Source organism: Sphingomonas sp. R86520 (assembly GCF_042466285.1).
GTDB lineage: Bacteria > Pseudomonadota > Alphaproteobacteria > Sphingomonadales > Sphingomonadaceae > Sphingomonas.
The window spans coordinates 3,986,021-4,007,924 of sequence record NZ_JAXHBZ010000001.1; the positions used below are offsets into that span (position 1 = coordinate 3,986,021).

Annotated in this window: 14 protein-coding genes; 7 read left to right on the forward strand and 7 right to left on the reverse strand. The window is 64.2% G+C overall.

Annotated features, from left to right (window positions below; all coding sequences use genetic code 11):
- Positions 1 to 178 precede the first annotated feature (178 nt).
- The 5 genes from SJY41_RS18405 to SJY41_RS18425 all read right to left on the reverse strand — a co-directional run bounded on the left by SJY41_RS18405 (position 179) and on the right by SJY41_RS18425 (position 9,306).
- On the reverse strand, positions 179 to 1,585 hold the full coding sequence (locus tag SJY41_RS18405; RefSeq protein WP_380783659.1) for a glycosyl hydrolase family 8: 1,407 nt from the start codon (positions 1,583 to 1,585) through the stop codon (positions 179 to 181).
- A 275-nt stretch (positions 1,586 to 1,860) separates the two neighbouring features.
- Positions 1,861 to 3,384, reverse strand: a complete 1,524-nt coding sequence (locus SJY41_RS18410) for a sialate O-acetylesterase (RefSeq protein ID WP_380783660.1) — start codon at positions 3,382 to 3,384, stop codon at positions 1,861 to 1,863.
- A 311-nt stretch (positions 3,385 to 3,695) separates the two neighbouring features.
- Positions 3,696 to 5,132, reverse strand: coding sequence for a glucoamylase family protein (locus SJY41_RS18415; protein ID WP_380783661.1), 1,437 nt, complete (start codon positions 5,130 to 5,132; stop codon positions 3,696 to 3,698).
- A gap of 68 nt (positions 5,133 to 5,200) precedes the next feature.
- The gene (locus SJY41_RS18420) at positions 5,201 to 8,242 is read right to left on the reverse strand and encodes a TonB-dependent receptor domain-containing protein (RefSeq protein WP_380783662.1); all 3,042 of its coding nucleotides are present in this window, start codon (positions 8,240 to 8,242) and stop codon (positions 5,201 to 5,203) included.
- On the reverse strand, positions 8,239 to 9,306 hold the full coding sequence (locus tag SJY41_RS18425; protein WP_380783663.1) for a LacI family DNA-binding transcriptional regulator: 1,068 nt from the start codon (positions 9,304 to 9,306) through the stop codon (positions 8,239 to 8,241). The genes SJY41_RS18420 and SJY41_RS18425 overlap by 4 nt, the downstream gene beginning before the upstream one ends.
- A 208-nt stretch (positions 9,307 to 9,514) precedes the next feature.
- On the opposite strand from SJY41_RS18425, the gene SJY41_RS18430 reads away from it, so the two are divergent.
- Positions 9,515 to 11,773 (forward strand): glycoside hydrolase family 3 N-terminal domain-containing protein, encoded by a 2,259-nt coding sequence (locus SJY41_RS18430; RefSeq protein ID WP_380783664.1) that lies wholly within the window; start codon positions 9,515 to 9,517, stop codon positions 11,771 to 11,773.
- Here the strand turns inward: SJY41_RS18430 and SJY41_RS18435 are convergent.
- Complete coding sequence (locus SJY41_RS18435) at positions 11,760 to 13,019, reverse strand: MFS transporter (RefSeq protein ID WP_380783666.1); 1,260 nt, start codon at positions 13,017 to 13,019, stop codon at positions 11,760 to 11,762. The genes SJY41_RS18430 and SJY41_RS18435 overlap by 14 nt on opposite strands.
- Before the next feature lie 609 nt (positions 13,020 to 13,628).
- On the opposite strand from SJY41_RS18435, the gene SJY41_RS18440 reads away from it, so the two are divergent.
- The 4 genes from SJY41_RS18440 (at position 13,629) to SJY41_RS18455 (ending at position 18,180) form a co-directional block, all read left to right on the forward strand.
- Positions 13,629 to 15,368, forward strand: a complete 1,740-nt coding sequence (locus SJY41_RS18440; protein ID WP_380783667.1) for a hypothetical protein — start codon at positions 13,629 to 13,631, stop codon at positions 15,366 to 15,368.
- Positions 15,369 to 15,988: 620 nt separating this feature from the next.
- Positions 15,989 to 16,600, forward strand: a complete 612-nt coding sequence (locus SJY41_RS18445) for a cupin domain-containing protein (protein WP_380783669.1) — start codon at positions 15,989 to 15,991, stop codon at positions 16,598 to 16,600.
- A gap of 48 nt (positions 16,601 to 16,648) precedes the next feature.
- Positions 16,649 to 17,323 (forward strand): hypothetical protein, encoded by a 675-nt coding sequence (locus SJY41_RS18450; protein ID WP_380783670.1) that lies wholly within the window; start codon positions 16,649 to 16,651, stop codon positions 17,321 to 17,323.
- A 338-nt stretch (positions 17,324 to 17,661) separates the two neighbouring features.
- Positions 17,662 to 18,180: an SRPBCC domain-containing protein gene (locus tag SJY41_RS18455; protein ID WP_380783671.1), complete on the forward strand. Its 519-nt coding sequence runs from the start codon at positions 17,662 to 17,664 to the stop codon at positions 18,178 to 18,180.
- Positions 18,181 to 18,249: 69 nt separating this feature from the next.
- Here SJY41_RS18455 and SJY41_RS18460 read toward each other — a convergent pair whose 3' ends face one another.
- The gene (locus tag SJY41_RS18460) at positions 18,250 to 19,152 is read right to left on the reverse strand and encodes a LysR family transcriptional regulator (protein ID WP_380783672.1); all 903 of its coding nucleotides are present in this window, start codon (positions 19,150 to 19,152) and stop codon (positions 18,250 to 18,252) included.
- A gap of 106 nt (positions 19,153 to 19,258) precedes the next feature.
- Here SJY41_RS18460 and SJY41_RS18465 point away from each other — a divergent pair, with 106 nt between their 5' ends.
- Both SJY41_RS18465 and SJY41_RS18470 read left to right on the forward strand, forming a co-directional pair.
- Entirely contained in the window at positions 19,259 to 20,170 is a 912-nt protein-coding gene (locus SJY41_RS18465; RefSeq protein ID WP_380783674.1) for an alpha/beta fold hydrolase, read from the forward strand.
- A gap of 791 nt (positions 20,171 to 20,961) precedes the next feature.
- Entirely contained in the window at positions 20,962 to 21,768 is an 807-nt protein-coding gene (locus SJY41_RS18470) for a TIGR02281 family clan AA aspartic protease (RefSeq protein WP_380783675.1), read from the forward strand.
- The last annotated feature ends 136 nt before the right edge of the window (positions 21,769 to 21,904 follow it).

Genomic DNA, 21,904 nt, shown 5'->3' on the forward strand with positions numbered 1-21,904 from the left:
AAGCTGGGCTTCAAAGCCGGTTATATCGCGGAGATGAAGCAGCGTTCGGCGTTGGGACGCGAGGGAGGGGCGGGAACGTCCGTCTTTGGGTCTCAACCGACGTCATCGATCGGCTCTTTTAGGCGATCGTTCTGCCAAGGCTGGCAGTGCGGCAACGTTCATCGACGAGACGGTGCGCTTAAGGGTGGTGCAGTGGTCGATCGCGGGATTGGATAATGCGGAACTCACCGGCGGCATGCATCATGCTCATGAGATACAGCATGCCATCGAAATACCGCTGCTCGCCGGTGGGCACGGGTGTGTCCCACAGCGCTTGGAGGAAGGCGCGCGAGTTGCTGCCCGGCGTTGCGGCAAGCCCGCCAACCGCAGTGGCGGCAAGCATGCCAACGGAGTGACGCGTAGACATCGGCCTACCATCAAGGCTGTAACGATCGGCGAACCGGTCGATCCCTTGACCAATCAGAAAGCGCTGGATGCGATCACTCAAACTCCGCTGGCGCGGGTCTTTGGCCCACCAGCCATAATCGACCGACCAATTTGAAACGGTACGCCAGCTGTCATAGGCGAATTGCGAAGGCTTGCCGTCCCAGCCCGTCGCGGGCGTAAGATCGAAGTTGCTGCGATCGGGTGCAAGCCCGGTCGCAGGGTCGGCAACCTTGGGGAACAGGTCGCGGCTGACGTCTGCCGCTCGCGCCCAGAATGCGCGATCCTCGGTCGGGCCCCATCGCGCCCATAGCTCGTAAAAGGCTGGCAGATGGTATGATGCATCGGTGCCCGGAATCGTTGTTTCGGGAACGAACCGGACCATAGCGTGCTCTTCGTCGACCATAGGGCCTACCGTTACAGGACGTGGCACGATCGCCGGGCGGGGGTGAGGCCAGGTCCGGCCGGCTTTGGCGGCTTCCTCCGCCTCGCGCCTATTGTTGGGGCTTGGCCACGGCGTCGCGGGTTCTGCAAAGGGGGCATCGCCCGGATGGATGCGGAAAGGCGGTGTTGCCGTCATCACCGGATGGTGGCGCATGCCACGCAAGATGATGTCGGCCTGCTTCTGGTAATCGTAGATGCCGGCACCATTGCCCCACCGGCGAGCTGCAAACAGCAGGGCGGTTGCGTAATACTCCTCACCGTCGGGGGCTGCACCGACCGACCGGGGCGTGCCGTCGGTTCCCATCGACCAAGCGAAGTAGCCGACCGACGGATTGCCCGGATCGGTCGTCAGCATGTAGGTCTTGGACCAGTTCCACAGCGCATCGAACTCGCGCTTGTGGCCCAGTTGAACGGCGATCATCATGCCGTAGCTCATGCCTTCGGTGCGCGCGTCGTTGTTTGCCCAGTCGGTGATGTAAGCAAGCGTCCCGTTGTCGTTTGCGCCCGTCTCGAAATAGACGCGCTGTTCCTGTCCATCACCGTGGAACAGCTGTTCAAAGGCCCGCTCAACTTTCCTTCGGCTATCGTCACCGGGGACGCCGAGTTGCTCGACGAACAAATTGTGGTAGCGACCGGTGTGGAACGCGCCGGTGCCGTCACCTGGAAAGCGCTGAACCGGCTGCGCCGATACCATCGACGCCATCAGGGCCACGGCCATGCCTGCGATCCACACCCTCATCCGCGCTCTCCATTGCCTGTTTGATCTACCGCACATGTCAGGGTGGTATAGCTGCTAAACGGCTGTCCTGGACGCCTTAATCGGCTGCCGGTCAGGTGGGAACGGATGCCCGCATCCGCGACGCCCTCACTCCAGCCTCAATAGCGGCATCAGAGCCCATTCAACTGAACGCCCACCAAGCCTTCGATGGTCACCCGGCGCGCAACGGTCTGCTCAGCGCGCGCCAAGGGGACCGGTAGTGAAAGCTGATCCGCCTAGGGGTAGGTCACATGCCCCTGAATGCGTTCCTCGGAGGTGAAGGTGGACATTGGAAGACCCACGGCATTGTACAGGCTGCCGGGTACGGCGCCGCTCCAGTTATAGCGGACGTAGCGGGGCTGCGGCACGGTTCCGGACACCACGACAGTCTCGCCGTCGATACGGGCTGTCGCGGGGGTAAAGTTGCGGTCCGCCGCGGCGATCTCGAAGCCGGCCACAGGCGCGCCGCGGCCGGTCAGACCTTCGGCATGATCGAACCAGATGCGCATCCCGTCGGGCTCGCCGGTCGCCTGGCGGAACAGCGGCCCCTGATAGGGGACGCGCTCGCCATAAGCGACGCTCCGCGCGGCGAGCACGAGCCGGGCGGCGACCGTCTGCTTGTCGCTTGGGTGCACGTTGTTGGGATCGCCGACGTCCGTCGTCACCGCCATGGCAGTGTTGGCCAGTCCCAAGGCGCGGCGCTGCGCATCGCGAACCAAGCCCCATTCCTCGGCGGGCGAGTTGAACGAGGAAATCTGCGCGTAGAGGAACGGGAATGTCCCTTGGGCAAAATTGTGCCGCCAGTCGGTGATCAACCCGCGGAACAAATCGGCGTAATAGGGCGCGCGCGCGACGTTGCTGTTGGTCTCGCCCTGATACCATATCACGCCCTTGATGCCGTAGCGGATGAAGGGCGCGACCATCGCGTTGTAGAGCGATGACGGCCGGTAAGCCTCCTCGGGCGGGTGCCAGGGGTGTGAGGGAGGCTTGCCGCCGGACGCTCGGACCACGGCGTCTTCGCGGGCCTCGGCGGCGAGGGCAAGATCGGCGTCGCTCTGGTCCTGCTGGAATCGCGCGCGCGCGTCGACTGCGGGGGCAAGCGTGGCGTCGGTCGCAAAAGCATCGGTCGAAACCCAGCTGTCGGCTGGCGTACCGCCCCAGGTCGAGTCGATCACGCCGACCGTCACATGCTCGCGCTCGGCGATCTCGCGCGCGAAGAAATAGCCGATCGCCGAGAAGTCGGTTGCGGTTGCCGGCGTGGTCGTCGTCCAGGTCTGGTCGATGTCGCGCAGTGGAACGGGGCTCGCCTTGTGCTCGATGCGGAGGAGTCGGACGTGCGGGTTGGTCGCAGCGGCGATCTCCGCGGCGGAATTCTTCAACGGCGCGCCGTCGAAGCCCTTGAGCGGGAACTCCATGTTGGATTGGCCCGACGCGAACCACACGTCACCCAGCATCACGTCCTGGACCTGCGACCTGCCCTCTGTCGCGCCACCGTCGATGGTGAGAACATAGGGGCCGCCCGCCGTTTCGGGCTTAAGCCATACTTCCCAGCGCCCGAGCCGGTCGGTAACCGCGGTCACGCGCTGGCCGTGCAGCGAGACGGCGACAGCCGCTCCGGCACTCGCCCAGCCCCAGACGTGGAGTGGCCGATCGCGCTGTAGAACGGCGTGGTCGCTGAACAGGTGCGGCAGCTTGAGTTGCGCGGCAGCGGGCACGGTCGTGGCAGCACCGAGCAGGGCGGCGGCGAGCAGGCGCTTCATGATCGATTTCCTTCTAGCTCGACAGGCTGGCGGTCGAGACGGATAATCGCCGCATCGTATCAGGATGAAGGTAAAGTGCTAGTCGGAGCGCCGCTGTGGAATGCAGGGGAACTTTCCCTAAAACGCGTGCTGAGCTGGAGGAACAAACGTCCAGCTTCGGCATCGGCAGGATGGCTTTGAATGCCTTGGTCGGGGTCTCTAAGGTGTTGCAGCGCCGGGCGGCAGGCGGTTCCTCGCCATGGTGACGAGCGTCGCGTAACCAGCCGGAGCAGCCGCCAGCGCGACTGCGACAATTCTCAGGTCCCAAGCGATCAGGCCAGCCACCCGCCCGTGAAACCCGCGCGTTGCAGGCCGCGGCGGAGGTGCGGGTTGCGCTGCATCGTTGACCACACCAGCCCGGTCCGCCAATTCTCCATCATAACGACGATCGCGCCCTGGTCGATGCCGAGATAATCGCCGTCGACCCAGCCCATCTTCGGATCGATGCTGCCATGCTTCAACGGCGCTGCGGTCGCCGTCAGCGTCGGGTTGAACGAGTCGAGGAACCCGTATTTGCCGTAGATCTGCGGTCCGTATCGACCGTGCATCGTCTCGATCGCACGGCGTGCCAGCGCGGGCTCGAACGCAATCGACGCCGCCGCGGCGGTGGGCGCCAAAGTACCGTCGTCACGATCGTCCGGCCCCCGCGCGGAATAGCTGAAGAACTCGCGCTTGCGGCCGCCGAGGTCGATCGTGAAATCGCCCGGCCCGTCGCACGCGGTCAGTCCCCAGACGTCGGGGCCATAGCCGGTCCACCCGCCCGGATTGGCGATCGCATACGCCCGCTGCGCGCGCACCGCACGCCGGCTGTTCTCGAAATAATCGATGCCCTTCTTTGCCATGTAGCGATCGCGGATGCCACGGAAGTCGATCCAGCAATGGCTGTATTGGTGGACGAACAGCGGCGCGAAATGAACGTGCGGCTCGCCCCATTTGTCGGTCCACTGCGCATCGAAGCGGTCGGTCCACGCGTCCCAGGTTTCGGCTGGCAACGCGTGCGTCGGCGATCCAAGCGCGAGCACGTACAGCAGCATCGCTTCGTTGTAGATGTTCCAGTCATGCGCGATGAAGCCGCTTTCCGGATGCCACCCCATCGCCATGAACGGTGGGCGCGGCAAAATCCAGTTCCAGTCGATCGCGGCGTAAAGCTGTTCCGCGAGCGCCCGGATCCGGACCTCGCCGGGATGATCGGAGTCGAACCAGCTCTGCGCGAACAGCACGCCGCCGATCAGCAGCGCGGTATCGATCGTCGACAGTTCCGCGCGCGCGAACCGGTGGCCCTTGGTCGTCCCGAGGAAGTGGTAGAACAGCCCCTTATAGCCGCTGTCGTCGCTCTTGCTGTCGCCCTGCGGCGCGGCAGCAAAGAATTCTAGCGTGGCAAGCGTCCGCGTACGTGCCGCGTCGCGCGTGATCCAGCCGTTGACGACGCCGATCGGATAAGCGGTGAGCGCGAACCCGACCGCGGCGATCGACGCGAACGACGGCGTTGGCCAGCGATCCGGCGCAAGTCCGGTCGTGGGGTCGGTCGTCTCCCAAAAGAACCGGAAACTCCGCTCGTGCAAGTCGGCGAGCAGCGCGGTCGGCATCGCCGTACCCGTAGCGGTGCCGCTCAAGTTGCCGAGCCGGGTGGTGGACGGCATCGCGCAGCCGGCCATAAGTCCTGCCAGGCCCAACGACGTGTGGCCCAGCAACTGCCTGCGATCGATCATGGCGTCCTTTGGTTACCGATAGGCGAGTAGGGGCGGGACGCGGTTATGCCGCGTCCCGCCAACCGGGTTTAGAAGGAGAAGCCCGCCGACAGCTTGACGGTACGCGGCGCATTGCCGCCCGTGCTGTAGGTCGAACGCTGACCGTAATTTGGATCAAGCGGACTGTTGTTGAAATCGACATAGTTGCGGTCGTTCATCACGTTCAGAATATCGAGCCGCATGCGGATCTTCGTCTGGTCGGTGATGAAGCCGAGCGGAACGTATTTGGTGAACGCGAAGTCGAGCTGTCGGCGACCCCAGATGTCACCCAGGCTGTCCGCCTGACGCCCGACCAGCTCGCGCGAGAAGGGATCGGACCGGTCGATGAACGACTTGAGGTAGAGCGGGGACTCGATCTGGAACTTGGTCGAGAAGGTCACGCCGATCGGTGTGTCGACGCTGCCCGCGATCACGAACCGGTGACGCGGCACGCCCGACGAGCGCAATGTCGGATAGTCCGAGAGCTGTGCGTAATCGAGCGAGTACGTCTCGCCGAACTGCCGGTTCTCGTCCGCCTGCGTATAGGTATAGGTCGCATCGATGCTCCACGGAGACGCTGCCGAATAGGTCTTGGTCAGCTTGAAATAGACCGCGTCGGAGTTGGTCTTCAGGCCGTTGGTGCCGAGGATGATCGAGCCGTAGCCGTTCGGCGAGTAGGAGAACGGGGATTGCGGGACATCGGTCGGGTTGGCTGGATCGTTGAAGAAGAACGTCCCGTCAGGACGACGATTGCCAAGCAGGAAGGCGAACCCGTCCTTGCTCTCGATGTGGGTATAGCCGATCTCGAGTTCGACCGGCGAGAAGCGACCGCGCAGTCCCAGGCTGAACTGGTCCGAATACGGCACCTTCAGGTCGTTGTTCATGAACCGGAACTCGCGGCCGCCACCGATCGCCGCACCGCTCAGCTGCTGGCGTCCGGCCGCGGTCAGGTAGACCGGATTCCAGGCGATGCAGGTCTGGCTCGGAACGCAGGGGTTGAGTGAATCATTGCCGATGAAGTTGAACGTGCGGACCTGGTACGCGCCCTGGCTGGCTTCCTGCTGCAGGAAGTCGAACTGGTTGCGATCGTACGACCGGCCATAGCCACCGAACATCGAGAAGCGTCCGGCCTCGTCGAAGCGGTAGGTGAAGCCGAGCCGCGGCTGCCACGCGCCCTTGAACGCCTTCCGGTTGTTGCCGGTCGAGATATAGTCGTTGATGTCATAGTCGGCGTTGATGAGGTTGGGATAGTTGGCGGGGGATACCGCCGCGACGTTCTCCGCCGACGTGACGTATTTCAGATAGGCGGGTGTCCGCTCGTAATCCCAGCGCAGGCCGATGTTCAGGGTGAGGTGGCTGGTGACGTCCCAGTCGTCCTGCGCATAGAAGCCGATCTGGAAATTGTTCGACCGGACATTGGCGTTGCCCGATGCACCCGGTGCGCCGAACTGCAGCTGGTAGGGCAGCGTATCGTTGAAGGCGACGCCGGGGATCGCATTGACGTCATAGGTATATTGCGGGTTCGTCAGATTCTGTTCGAGCGTGTTGAGCTTGACGAATTTGGCCTTGGCGCCGACCTTGATCGTGTGTCCCTGCAGGCCGGTGAAGGTGAAATCGTCCTGGACGGTCCAGCCCTTCTGGCCCTTGGTCTGGAAATTGCCGCCCGCACCCGCGCGCAGCAGGTCGGTGCGCTGAGTACCGTTGCCGATCCGCTGCGTCGCCTGGAAGAACTGCGTGATGCCATCGGTCGCCGGGGTCGGCGAGAAGACTACGTCCTCATACGACACGCGCGCGTCGTTGATCCACGTGCTGCCGGTATGCTGCCAGCGCAGCAGGCCGCGCTTGTCGACGACCTTGTTCAGCGTCGCGGTGCTCGCGGCGTTGATCCCCGTACTGTTCTGCAGGCCTGATTCGTTGCGATACTTGCCCGACAGCTCGATCAGGTCGTTGTCGGTCGGCACGATATCGATTTTGCCGAAATACAGGTCTTCCTTGAACTGCTGCGCGAACGTCCCGAAATTATCCTGATACTGCGTCGGGATCGACGAGATCGGGTAGCCGTTCTCGGGCCGCACGTCGTACGGGCTGGAGATGCGCTTGCCTTCGTAGGTGAAGAAGAAGTGCGCCTTGTCCTTGATGATCGGGCCACCCAGCGCGGCGCCGAACTGCTTGTTGCTGGTGTCGACCTTCGGAATCGTCGTCGGGAAGATCTCGCTCGGCCGGCGATCGCGCAAATTCTGGTTGGTGTAGTCGTAGAACCCCTCGCCGTGGAATTCGTTCGTGCCCGACTTGGTCACCGCGGTGATCGCGACCGAGCTGACCTGGTCGAACTCCGCCTTGTAGTTCGACGACAGCACCTGATACTCGCCGATGCCGAGCTGCGGGAACGGGTTGCCGGGTGAGGAATCCTGGCCGGTGATACCGTTCTTGAGGACGTAATCCTTCTGGCTGACGCCATCGATGAAGACGTTGACGGTGCGGCTGTCCTGCCCGCCGCCCTGGATCCGCGACGCGCCGCTGGCATCCTCGATGAAGCGAACGCCCGGCGCCAGATCGGCAAAGGCAAGGAAGTTGCGGTTGTTCTGCGGCAGTTGCTCGATCAGGCGCGAAGAGATGACGCTGCCGACCTGGCCGCCAGACAGCGACCGGATGCGATTGCCGGTGACGACGATCTCGTCGCCGTTGGAGGTTGCGCCGGTGTCTGGGGTGGCACCGGGTTCGGCACCCTCGGTGGCCGCGGGCGCGCTCGCTGCCGACAGATCGAGGTCGAGCCCGGCGACCTGACCGACACGCAGCGTGAGCGCGTCCGAATTGCGCGTACCGTTACGCTGCTTGATCTCGAGCCGGTAGGTGCCTGCGCGCAGCGAGGCGAAATTGTAGGCGCCGCTCGCATCAGCAGGCACGGTGCGCCGCAAGCCCGTGGAAATCTCGACCGCGGTGACCTCGACGACCGGATTGTCGGCGGGGGCGGTGATCGTGCCGCGCAGCGAGGCCTGGCCGACCTGCGCCACTGCCGGCGTCGGCGCAAACAGCAGCCCGCTCGACAGCGCCGTCAGCGAGACGACCGCCGCGCGCAACATCATCTTGGTCATTGTAGTTCCCCTTTTCCCGATTGTTCGGGTTTGTCGTTGTGAACGTTGGAAGGATCGTGCGCTGGATCCTCGCGGTGCGCCGCGCCGGTGGATTCGCGCACCATCACGATCGGTACGCGCTGCTCGAAACCGCCGTCGTCGTCGCCCGCGATCGCGTTCACCAGCCGCGCGACCGCGCTGGCGCCGAAGCTCGCAATGTCGATGCTCGCCGATGTCAGCGACGGCGAGATCAGCCGGGTGAGCGGAATGTCGTCGAACCCGGCGATCGCGATCTGGTCGGGGACGACGATGCCGGCGCGCTTGAGCGTCATCATCGCGCCGATCGCCATCATGTCGTTGGCAGCGAAGATCGCGTCGATGTCGGCGCCCTCCTCGATCAGGCGCACGGCGGCGGCCGCGCCCGACGGCTCCTTGAAGTCGCCCGGCAGCACGCGGAGCGTCAGCCCGGCACGCGCACACGCGTCCTGCGCGCCGCGCAGTCGCTCGTCGGCGTCGATGTTGCCCGCGGGCCCCGAGATATGGACCAGCCGGCGGCGGCCGGTGGCGATCAGATGCTCGATCAGCGCCGATGCGCCGGCAATATTGTCGATCCGCAGTTCGGTACGCCCGGCGTGACCCGGCGCGCAGTTCACCAGAACCGCGGGCATGCCGCGCGGCAGGTGCGCGAGCAGTTCGTCCGCCGACACCTGCGGCGCCATCACCACCAGCCCATCGACCCGGCCGCGCATCGCGTGCAGCGCCGCGACGCCGCGACGCGCATCGCCGTGCATCACCATCATCATGCAATACAGACCGCGCTCGGACGCCTCGCGGTCCATCCCGCGCAACAGTTCGGAGAAGAACTCGCCGTGCAGGTCGGGGACGACGACACCGATCATTCCCGATTTCGCCGAACTCAGATGGCGTGCCGCGGCGTGGGGAACATAGCCGAGGCGTGCTGCGACGCTTTCGATGTGTTCGCGCACTTCGGGCCGCACATTGCTGTGCCCGTTCAGCGCACGCGACACCGTAGCCACCGACACCGCGGCTTCGCGGGCGATATCACGGACAGTAGCGTGCGGCATGAAGCGTCAGTATCCCCTCTGGCGCCGGTCTGCAGGTTGCGACCGACATCTTGTTCTTGATGTAACCGGTTACATGATCCAGAAGCAGGGATCAAGAACCTTGCGACGATCGTCTTTTCGGGGGATCGCTACGGGCATGGATAGGGGTGAGTAGATGACGGCGGCGGCTACGACTTCGGACCGGGCGATCTCACGCCGGGCTATGATCATGAGTGCGGTCGCAATGTCGGCCTGGGCAGCCAGTCCCGCGCGTGCGCTGCTACAGCAGGCACGTGGCGGTACGGCGGCATTGCCCGCACCGGTCAACGCGTTGATCGATCGGATGACGGTGGTCGAAAAGGCCGGCCAGCTGACGCTGATGTCCGCGGCTTGGGGTGGCAGCGCGGCGACCTCGCTGAACCCGGCGAGCGGGTCCGCAAGCTTCGACGAACAACTCGCCGATGTCAGGGCCGGGCGGCTTAGCGGCGTTTTCAACGGCAACGGCGCGGTCATGGCGCAGCGGATGCAGACCATCGCGGTGCGGGATTCCAGGCTCAAGATCCCGCTCATCTTCGCCGCCGACGTCATCCACGGCCTGCGCACGATCTTCCCGGTTCCGCTCGCCGAGGCTGCGAGCTTCGATCCCGAGCTCGCGCGGCGCACTGCGCGTGCAGCCGGCGCGGAAGCGGCGGCATCCGGCATCGACTGGACCTTCGCGCCGATGGTCGACATCGCCCGTGATGCGCGCTGGGGCCGCGGCGTCGAGGGGGCAGGCGAGGACGTCCTGCTTGGTCGCCTGATGGCGGACGCCCGCGTGCGTGGCTTTCAAGGCGAGCGCGGGCTTGCGGCACCCGATGCGGTGGCGTCGTGCGCCAAGCATTTCGCCGCCTATGGCGCGGCCGAGGCGGGGCTCGACTATAATTCGGTCGACATTTCGGAGCGCACGTTGCGCGGGACGTATTTCCCGCCGTTTCAGTCGGCCTTCGCGGCGGGCTCGCCGACCGTCATGGCGTCGTTCAACGAGATCAACGGCGTCCCCGCCACCGCCAATCGCTGGCTGCTCACCGACGTGCTGCGCCGCGAATGGGGTTTCGACGGGCTCGTCGTGTCCGATTACACCGGCGACCAGGAACTGATCGCCCACGGGTTTGCCGCCGACGCGCGCGAGGCGACCAAGCTCGCCTTCATGGCCGGCGTCGACATGAGCATGCAGAGCGGGTTCTACCTCAAACACCTTCCCGATCTCGTCGCATCGGGTGACGTGCCGATGGCCCGGCTCGACGAAGCCGTCCGTCGCGTGCTGGCGCTGAAAGCGCAGCTTGGGCTGTTCGACGATCCGTTCCGCCGGATCGACCCGCGCCGCGAAAAGACCCGCATCCGTACGCGCGAGACCTTGGCACTCGCTCGCGAGGCCGGCGCGAAATCGATCGTCCTGCTCAAGAACGACGGCGGCTTGCTGCCGTTACCGAGGCAAGGCAAGCGGATCGCGCTGATCGGTCCGTTCGCAGCCGGGCAGCATGACCTGATCGGAGCCTGGAACGTGTACGGCACGGATGCCGAGGCGGTCGACCTCGCGACCGGCGTCCGCGCGACCGTCGCCGATCCGTCATTGGTCAGCGTCGCGCTCGGATCGGGCGTGGACGATCCGCTGGCCGGTGGCATTGCGGCGGCCGTCGCTGCAGCGCAAGCCGCCGACATCGTGGTACTCGCGATCGGTGAGAGCCAGCGCATGTCGGGCGAGGCACAGTCGCGCGTCGATATCGTCATCCCGCCCGCACAGATGGCGCTGGTCGACGCGGTCGCGGCCACCGGCAAGCCGATCGTCGTCCTGCTCCGCACCGGCCGCGCGCTCGCGCTCCAAGGCGCCGTGCTCGATGTCCCCGCGATCCTCGTCACCTGGTTCCTCGGTTCGCAGGACGGCCTCGCGATCGCCGACATCGTGTTCGGCAGGACCGGTCCGTCCGCGCGCCTGCCGGTCTCGTTTCCGCATGCGACCGGGCAGGAGCCCTATCATTACGACCACAAGAACACCGGCCGGCCCAACCCGTCGGGTCCACCGCTCGAATACAAGGCGCACTACCGCGAGTTCGCCAACGACGCGCTGTTCCCGTTCGGCCACGGCCTGACCTATGGCGCGATCGGCTATGGCGGCCTCGACCTGGGTACCGGCATCATGGCGAGCGACGGGGCGCTGACCGTGCGCGCGACGATCGCCAACACCGGCACGTGGGCGGCGGAAGAAACGGTCCAGCTCTACATCCGCGATATTGCCGCCAGCGTCACCCGGCCGGTGCGCGAACTGAAGGCGTTCCGGAAGATCGCGCTGAAACCCGGCGAGAAGCAGGTCGTGGCGTTCACGCTCCGCCGGAGCGACCTGTTGTTCGTCGGACGCGATCTCAAGCCAACCGTCGAGCCCGGCCGGTTCCAGGTGTGGATCGCCCCCTCGGCGCAGGCCGAAGGCGTCTCGGGGGAATTTACGCTGGCCTGAGCCCCCGGGGCGTATCGCCGCGAAGCGGGAGGGCGATCACCGCCACCAGCATCGCGGCGATCAGCACCGCGGGCCCGGCGAGCATCAGCCAGCGCATGGCGCGCAGGCTGTCCGCGCTCTGGGCCACGCCGGCGACGAAGCCGTTCGCCTGATACACCGCGCCGATCGCAAACCCCGCGCCCGCCAGCGCAATCTTCTGCACCAGCGCGAACGTCCCGAACGCCAGCGCCTCCACCCGCTTGCCGGTTCGCGCTTCGTCCCAGTCGACCGCGTCGGGCAGCAGCGTCCACGCGGCAAGCGCAAATCCGATAAACGCCGCCTGCATCGCCAGCAGGAAGGCGGCTGCCCCCATGCTGCCGGGGGCAACGATCAGCGCAAACACGGCCGGCAACACCAGCGCCAACGCGCCGGCACCGATCCACGCGGCGCGCGCGCTATAGGCACGGGCGAGCGCGGTCCAGACCGGCACGGCGATGAGGCTGGCGAGCGCCATGCCAGCCAGCGCGCGCGGTCCGCCGGCGGTGTCGAGCAGGACGTAGCGGAAGAAGTACAACACCGATTGGGAGGTCAGCGCTGTCGCCGCGCCACCCAAAGCGGCGGCGATGTTCAGCGCTACGAACGCCCGGTTGCGTGCGAGCGTCGCCAGTCCGCCGCCGATAGCGGGACGATCGACGACCAGGGCAGGGGGGATTGGCTCAGGAACGCGCCACGCCATGATCGCGAGCAACGGCACGCCGAATGCGGCAAGCAGCGCGCTCGCTGCGCCGTAGCTGCCCGCCCGCTCCGCCAGCCAGGGCAGGGCCAGCGCGACCAGTGCAGCGGCGGCCGAGCCGAACCCCATCCGCCAGCCGGCCACCAGCGACCGCTCCCGGCTGGTCGGCGCTACGCGCGTCGTCCATGCCGCGTACGGAATATTGGTGAACGCGTAGAGTGTCCGAAACAGTAGCTGTGTCGCCAGTGCCCAGTGCGCGGCCCCTGCCGGTACCCCGAACATCGCGACAAACGCCAGCCCCAGTGGCAACGCGCCCCATCCGACGAGGCGACGATACGAAAGCCGCAACCGCTCCGCCGCCGCCCCCGCTAGAAAGTCGGCGGTGCCGTCCCAGATCGCGCCGATCATGAAGATCAGCCCGGCGGTGGCAGGCGGCAGGGCGAGCGCGTCCATGTAGAAGAACAGCAAGTAGAGACTGATCGCCTGCCAATAGAGATTGAACCCGAAATCTCCAGCGCTGAACAGCACTAGCATGCCGTTCGAGGTCGAGGGATTGCTGGGCGAAGCCGGAGCATGGGAATGTAAGGCCGGTATCTCGTTCATGGACAAAAGTAGCTCGACTTTTTCGGTGCTTGGCACTCATGCTGACGGCGGGCTTGGACGACCTCGGCACCTACGTGTGACGGATCTTCTACGTGGAACCCAATGGCCACTATGTTACAAGGTGCATACTGGCTTCAACGATCTCCGGCGGAGCAACATCATGCTGCAAGCCGAGCTTCGACGTAACCGTGCGATGTCGTCCGTTCGCCTATCACCCACCGACGGAGATACCACTAGGCTGTCGACGGGCGGCCGAAGTTGGGAAAGGGGAGATGGCCGGTGAATGGCGGTCAATGCGTCAGCGGGGCACCGTCGCGATTATAGGGTTCTGACTTCGGTCAGGTACGAAAGTATTGAGGTCGGCGCGATCAGTGCTGCTTGGAAGGCGTGATGGCGCGTATGCCTTACCGCCGCTTGCTGCCGCCGGTAACGGCGAAAATCAACGCTCTCAGTGATCTTTTTGCACTTTGAACAAGACCGTATCCATGGTTTGAAGGTGCCGGTAACGGCCTACGAGCCGCATGCCGGGGAGAATGTCGCGTGCGGATAGTATTCTTGGCGGGGATTTGGGCGCTCGCGTGTGCATCCGCGCCGCTCACGGCACAGATTGCTCCGCCACCGTCCTCGGGTCGCGACATTGTCGTGCTGGGGCAGCGTGCCCGGCCTAGCAATTGGCGCGAGGCGGAAACCCAGCACGTCATCGTCCTGAGCGACGGCCCCGAGCGGGAAGTGACACAGATCGCGCACAACCTCGAGCGCCTGTATTTCCTGATGTCGGTGCTACTCAATCGAACCGATCGCACGGACGATACAACGAAGCTGCGGGTGACGCTGATCGGCGACGCCGCTGAATTCCAGGCAATGGACCTGCGTAACCTGCGCTGGCAGCAGGGGCCATTCAACGACGCGTTCGACATCCGGCGCTATTATGACCCACGGCCGGATGGGGCCGTGCTCGCAACGACCCGGATCGATCAGCGTGTCGTGCTCCAGCAGGGCGTATCGGTCGTCAACGCGCTGCAAGGGCTGCAATTGCCAGGGGCCGGCGATCAGCCCGGCGGGGCCGGGGGGCAGGTCGGCCAATCCGGACTGTTCGGCCTGCAGAGCAGTGCCGATCTGATCCCGCCGATCAACGAGGAGTCCGTGCCGCTAAGCGCCGAGGGCATGATCTATGCAGGGTTTGCCCAGCATTACCTGACTACCTTCTTCCCCGCGGCCTATCCCCGCTGGTATCTCGATGGCTTTGGCCAGCTGTTCTCGACGCTGGTCGTCCGCGGTGACACGACGATGGAATATGGCCGGGCGCCGGCGGGAACGACGGCGGTGCTTCATCGCTTCGGAAACTTCGCTTTGGCCGACGTCTTCAACGAAGCTTACCTTGCACGGCCGGCGAACAAGACCCGTTGGACTCCCGTGCATGCCTGGATGCTGACGCATTTCCTGTTCTTCTCGCCGACCCGCAGCGGACAATTCCGCGAGTATCTGAGGGCGGTTGCTAGCGGAACGCCGTCGGCGGAGGCGGCTGCGGTATTCGGGGACCAGGATGTCCTCGCCAAAGAATTGCGCCGCTATTTCTTCGCCAAGAAACCGTTCGAGCGGATGACCTACCCGGCGGAACAGGCCGGTACGCCGATCGTGCACCGGCTGTCGCTTGGGGAAGCCGCGTTCGTGAAGGGGCGGCTTGAGCTTGGTTCACGCGTCGAGGTTACAACCGGCCCCGCCGTCAAGCAGCGTGAGGTTTGGCTGGCGCGATTGCGCACCGACGCGGGCAAATTCCCAGCGGACGAAGGTGCGCAAGTCCTGCTTGCGGAGGCCGAATGCCGAAGCGGCAATGGAGCGGAATGCCATGCCGCGGCAGACCGCGCTTTGGTAATCGCGCCAAGCAGTAGCAATGCGCTGATGTGGAGCGGTGTCGCGATGACCCAACAAGCCAAGACATTGCCTGGCAGCGAACGTGGCGCAATGCTCCGGCACGCGCGAGGCACGATAGCACGCGCCAACCGAGCCGACACTGAAGCGTCCGCACCGCTACTCGCTTACTATCACAGCTTCATCGATGCGGGAGAACCGGCGCCCACGATCGCCGTCGACGGGCTCACCAAGGCGTTGAGTGCTGTCCCGAACGCGCCGACGACCCGCGTCGCACTCGGGACCGAGCTTGCGGCGCGTGGCCTTGTACCATCAGCGCGCGCCACGCTGATGCCAGTCGCGCGCGGTGGGTATGACTCCCCCGAGCGGGCCAGTGCCTTAGCGGCCCTGCAAGCTTTGCCGCAGCCTTAGCGATTAGCGAGTTCGCGGTGCCCTTTGGCCGCTTCCTCGAAGGCGCGGCCTCACGTAAGCTCAGCAAGCACCGCTCCTTGCTGCCTCGAATATCTCGCCCAACGGTTTGCATCCTTCACCTTGCCGACAGGCGAGTCGGTCGAGGCCGAAGAGCGATGTTCGTCGTTCGAGTCGATCAGCGGACCGTGTCCAACGCCAACTGGACCAAGACGGAGCGCATGGTGATGCTCGTTCACCTTTGGTGGCGGCAAGTCGACCTTGAGATAACTGACGAACAGGTCTGGCCGGAAAATGTGCGCCGCATGCTGATTGAAACAGGGGAGTGGGCTACGCCTCTTCGCTGATCGGCCAGTCAGGCGCTCGCGGCTAACACTGGTTGCCCGAGGCAGCAGGCATGGATGAATAGCAGCAATTGAGGAATGTAATCCACACCGGAAAGACCGATTGCCGGTCGAGTGTCGGCAAATCGACTTTGGAAGTGCTGGATCGTTGTCGCGTAACTGGCCGTTTGCAACCTCGAATTCTAAAATCCTGATGATCTGTGTGCTTGACAAGCCGAAGTCTTGATCGTCTTTATTCGTGCTGCGTAATCATCTGATCCATCGATTATTGGAGGATGTATGGACCGGCGCTCGATCTTGGGACTTCCGTTCGCCGTACTTATAGGCACCACCGCATCAGAGGCAGCGCGTGGCACGGCTTTCGCGTCGGGAATATCTTTTCCGTCTGAGACAGGTTCGAAGATGGCGCCGCCTGCTGGCCCACCGATTACCGCCGTTACGGCCGGCAGCGATCGAGAAGGAAGGACGCGGCAGATCGGTGTCAGCGAAACCACCTACAAGGTCGTGACGAGTGAAACGAAGGGTGACTTGTTCGTCATTGAACAGGCGAACCAGCGACGCGGCGGACCGCCGCTGCACGTCCACCACGGCGAAGACGAGCTTTTTTACGCCTTGGAGGGCGAGTATCTGATCCAAGTGGGCGACAGGCAGTTTCCGCTGAAGGCGGGGGACTGCGTTCTAGGTCCGCGTGGTATTCCACACGCTTGGGCATTCGTCGGCACTACGGTCGGGCGCCTGTTACTGAGTTACGCGCCGGCGGGAAAAATGGAGGCGTTTTTCAATGCCTGGGAGCAGTTGGGGTTCAGTCCGGGGGGCTATTCCAAGGAGAAGGACGCCGCATTATTGCGATCCTATGGCATGGAGCGCGTCGGACCTCCGATCCGGCTTTGATCCATGTAGAAAGCTCGCGTCCTTGCCGCGGTTGGAGGAACATCAGCGATGCGAACGCAACTCATCTGTCTGACAGTCCTTGCTATGGGCTTATCACCGTCTTTGGCGGCGGGGCAGGCAACCACGCGTCAGTGCGGGCCCGTCGAGGGGGTGGGACCGGCCTGCCTGCTTGCTCGAAAGCAGATGCCGCAGTTACCCGACGGCAAGGTCTATTGGCACATCGATCGCTTCCCATCGAAGGAACTTGCCGAAAGAGCCGGCTTGCCCACGAGCACCGTGGTGGAAGCATTCAAGTCGACATGGCTTTTCACGCTTGCAGGGGCGGGGTGGAAGTCGGCGAGCGGTGAGCATGTCTCCAAGATTGGTCCGCTGCCGATCACGCCGGCTACAGATTACACCGCGGAATATCTACGCTCGATCTTCACGCCGGGTACCACGGCACCGTTGCATGTTCATTCCGGGCCAGAAGCGTTCTATGCGGTCACGGGCGATACGTGTCTCGAGACCCCCGGCGGCATGCAAACGGGGCGCGGGCCGGGCAACAGCCTGATCATCAGAGCCGGTCCGCCTATGCTGCTCATGGCGATCGGGAAGGTCACCCGGCAGGGCTTCGCTCTGATCCTGCACGATTCCGGTCAGTCCCCGACGACATTGATCCAGACCTGGCGTCCCGCGGGCCTGTGCGCAAGGCAGCTATCTGCCGATCAAGCTGGGGCTGACTAACAGCTTGGCGAAGCGGTGACATGGTCGGGCAGCGTATGGCACTTGCCGTATGATTGTGAATGAACGGCTGGTTTCAGGGAACGTGACTTGAGTGACTGCAAGTAAGTCTTGCCATCCCGTGCCGCCGAGAAGTTCCGTCCAGTTGCGGACATTGCCGACAACGCGTAATGCCAGGCGTATGGGCATTTTAACGGTCTGCATCGGGGTCTTGCTGACTTGGAACGCGGTCTACTGCGCTTGGAAACTTGCCGCAGATTTCCGCCGAAGTAACCCCGGCAGGGGCATGCTCGGTATTTTGGCGTTGGCTGGTTCGACATCCCTATTAGGAGTTGGCTTGATTGTCTCACTTCATGGCAGCTAATCTCGCCATCACGGCCGATGCTCATGAACTATGGTCCCTCTGGACGACCAAGGAGGGCTTCGAATCATGGTGGGGACCCGAGCAGTTTCGTGCCGACGTTCACGTCATCGAAGCGCGCACCGGCGGCGCGCTGGAGTACGATATGGTCGCCGATACGCCCGAGGCAATCGCCGCCATGGAAGGGATGAACGCGCCGACCGTGCAGCCGTGTCGAGGCACGTTCGACGTGTTCGAGCCGCAAAACCGGCTGGTGCTCACTCAGGTCGTCGATTTCTTTCCCGGCATCGCACCATATGACAGCACGATAGCCGTCGCCTTTTTCCCCCTTGAAGGTGGCCGCGTGCGGATGGTCGTGACGCTGAGCCAGATGCACGATGCAGTCACTACCGTCATGCAGCAGAAGGGCTTCACCAGTCAGCTAGCCAAATTGGCCCGCCGATTTGCGTCGGAGGAAGGCTCAAACGACTTTGGGTTTGGTGACGAGCGTTCAGCCTGAGTAGCCGCTGCCGCTCGCGCACGCGGCTGTCAGCCACAGAGAATGTGCATGACCGCTTGGGTCAATCTGTCAGCAGGCCGAGTCCCAGTATGGCGGGTTTCCGAAGGCCGTTCTCAGGCTGTCGACGAGCGCCAATACCTTCGCAGACGGGGTTCGTGCCAAAGGGTAGCAGACGTATAATTCGGCGCCTTCGGCCTCCATATCGATGTCGATGTGTCTCAGCGATCCGGACGCGATCTCACTATAGGTGAGGAAGGTCGGCAGGAGCGTAATGCCATGACCGGCCAAAGCAGCGTCGCGCATGATGATCCCGTTGTTGACGCGCATACACGTCCTTGGCTTCACCACCCTCCAGCCGTCGGCACTGGCAAAGCGCCAGTCCGTATCGCGATTGCTGTACAGAATGCCGCTATGGCGCTGGAGATCTTCGATGGATTTCGGCGTCCCCGCACGCTCAAGGTAACTCGGCGACGCGACAAGGGTACGGCGCGTGACCGCCAGTCGCTTGGCGACCAATCGACTGTCTTCGACCGGACCGTGTCGGATCACGGCATCGAACCCGTCCGCTGCGGGGTCTACGAAGCGGTCATCCAGTTCGAGCGATAGTTCCAATTCCGGGTGCTCCGCGAGGAAGGCATAGATTACCCGTCCGAGGTGCAGGACGCCGAAGCTGACGGGAGCTGAAATGCGGAGCGGCCCGGCTAGGCTGCCGCGACGTTCGACGATTTCGGCAGCGGCCTCGTCGACTTCGGCAAGGATCCGACGCGCGCGCGGTAGTAGGTTACCCCCGTCCTGCGTCAGCGAAAGCTTCCGTGTGGTGCGTTGCACCAGGCGAGTGCCCAGCGTCCGTTCCAGCTCGGCTAGGCGCTCGCTGACGACGGACTTCGACCATCCGAGACGCCGTGCCGCTTCGCTGATCGATCCGGCTTCCACCGTGGCGACGAACGCTGCGATCCCATCAAGCTTCATCATCGTTCGGTTTTCCGAAAAGCAGTTTCGGTGATCGTCAGCTACCTGGAACGATGCATCGCGCCCATCCTGTTGTCGAGGGCTGAGACAGACGGACAAGGGGGGGGCAATGCTTCGTTTGATGCTGCTGATATTGGGACTGGTCCTGGTCACGCCCGCGCTCGCGCAGGTTCAGCCTTTCCCAACGTCGTTCATGGACCGCGACATCTTGGCGAACGGAACGACAATTCACGTCCGGGTCGGCGGCAAGGGGCCCGCCGTCGTGCTTCTGCATGGCTACGGCGAGACCGGAGATATGTGGGCACCGCTCGCCGCCAACCTTGCACGTGACCATAAGGTCATCGTGCCGGACCTGCGCGGGCTGGGGTTGTCCGCACACCCCGCCGGTGGCTACGACAAGAAGACGCAGGGGCATGACATTGCTGGCGTGCTGGACGCGCTCAAGGTAGGCAAGGTCGACCTTGTCACGCACGATATCGGCAACATGGTCGGATATGCCTTTGCCGCGGAGAACCGCGACCGCGTCCGGCGCTTCGTGTTGATGGATGCACCGGTCCCCGGGATCGGCCCCTGGGAGGACATCCTCAAGAACCCGCTGCTCTGGCATTTCCGCTTCGGTGGTCCTGACATGGAACGCTTGGTGGCGGGGCGCGAACGGATCTATCTTGATCGTTTCTGGAACGAGTTTTCGGCTACACCCGCCAGGTTCAGCGACGCTTCTCGTCGACATTATGCGGCGCTCTACGCTCGCCCCGGGACGATGCATTCGGGGTTCGAGCAGTTCAAGGCGTTCGACCAGGATGCGAAGGACAACCAGGCATTCCTCGCCGATGGAAAGCTGACGATGCCGGTGCTGGCGGTCGGTGGCGATCATTCGTTTGGTCCGACGATGGCGGTGGTCATGCGCTTCGCCGCCGACAACGTGCAGGAATGCGTGATCAAAGATTCCGGCCATTGGCTGATGGAGGAGCAGCCCAATGCCACCGTCGCGGCGGTCCGCACCTTTCTGGACGCGAAGTGATGAGCCGGCGCTGACTATGTCGGCGGTAGCCGCCGGCCGACGTCACCGCGCGGCAACGGCGAGAGGTGGCGCGGGAACTTCGGGCGGAGCCGGCATCCGCACCGTGATCTTGGCCGGTGACCCGAGCAAACGCGGCCCTGATTTGATCGAGCGGCGCGTTATCGCCCACACGCGGATCGCTGCCCACACCGATCGCGATGATCGCTCTGCAGAGCGTTCCAAAGTTTGCGCGCAGGCTTGCTTCGCCCCCTTCGCGGCTTGGCATCGCCATTGGGCAAGCCGTCCTCGGAATGGCGAGTGTACCGGAATCAAGACGCTGCTCTGCCCTCTGCTATCGCCGGAGGCTGATGCTATCGACTTGCCGGACTATCATTTGGCCGGATGATACAGGCCAGCCGGCGATCAATGACCGACGCCTCGCACCCGTCGCAAATCCGCGTTTCGTAATTCGGGCTCAGTAATCAGGCAGGCAGGGGCGGGGCCGCGTCTCGGTTATCTATCTGCTCCGACATGCATGGATGGCTGAAATTTGGGAACCGGAAACCGCGGCGAAGGGCCGGGTATCGGGTCGGCCCTGACGCCGATCCCGGTCAATGACACTCATCTTGGTCCGCCGGACCGGACGCTGCTGCAGGGCGGACGGAGCCGATGGCTGTCGCCGGTTGACCTGTGCATCGACACGAGACGCGTCACGCCCCCGCCGGGCACGCTAACCGGATGTAAACGAACGGACTCTACAATGTCGCTGATCTTAAGGGACGAACGTCCCTAGACGAAAAACGAGGGAGGCGATGGCCACCAGACCAACCGTCCACGCAGCGGCAATCGCGATCGCCCTTGTATCCGCCCTCTCCGCGACACCCGCCGCCGCCCAGGTCCGCGTCGAGATCGGGGGACAGGTGCAGGACGTTCCCGCAAACACCGTGCGGACCGTCACCACGGTCGATGGACGGACGCGCATCGTCGACGCCGCATGGCAGGGCGGCGAGGCGACGCCTGGCATGGCGGCGATCACCACCACGGAAACCACGGACGAGGACGGCGACGGTCACGTGCTGTCGCGCACGATCGTCACCTGCATCGAGCCGCAGCGCGCAACGGTCGCCGTCGTGGCGTACGCGCCGCCGCCCGTACCGCCGCCCGTACCACGCATCGAGATCGATCCGGCCGACCTCGACGATCCGGTCGCCCTCGGGACGCCGCGCGTCCTGCACATCAAACGCGATCCTTGGGACGGGCACTTCGTCGCGGCGATGACCATCAACGGCGTACCCATCCGTGCCATCATCGACACCGGTGCGGCTTACAGCATCCTCTCGACGCAAGACGCGCGCGAGACCGGTGCCGACCGTGCCGTGCAGCGCGAGGAGGTGGCGGTCGGCATCGGCGGCTACACGCGGGTCGGCGTCGCGCGCGTTGCATCGGTCGAGATCGGCGGGCAGAGCCTGGGCCGTATGACGATGCGCATCGGCCAGCCCGGCATCCCCTATACGCTGCTCGGACAGCCCGAGATCGCACGGCTGGGGCGCGTCACGATCGAGGACGGCGTGATGACGATCACCCCGCGCGGGCTGGCGACGCAAGTTGCCATGCGCTAGCTCGGACGAGGGAAAGCCAAAGTTTACAATGCGCTGGTCCCCTATCGCCAGCCTTGAAGCATGCCTGCTTACAAGGCCGTAATCGGAGTCAGATGGCGACATGGCGCTCAGTATCGTCGGAATACTGGCCGGTGCG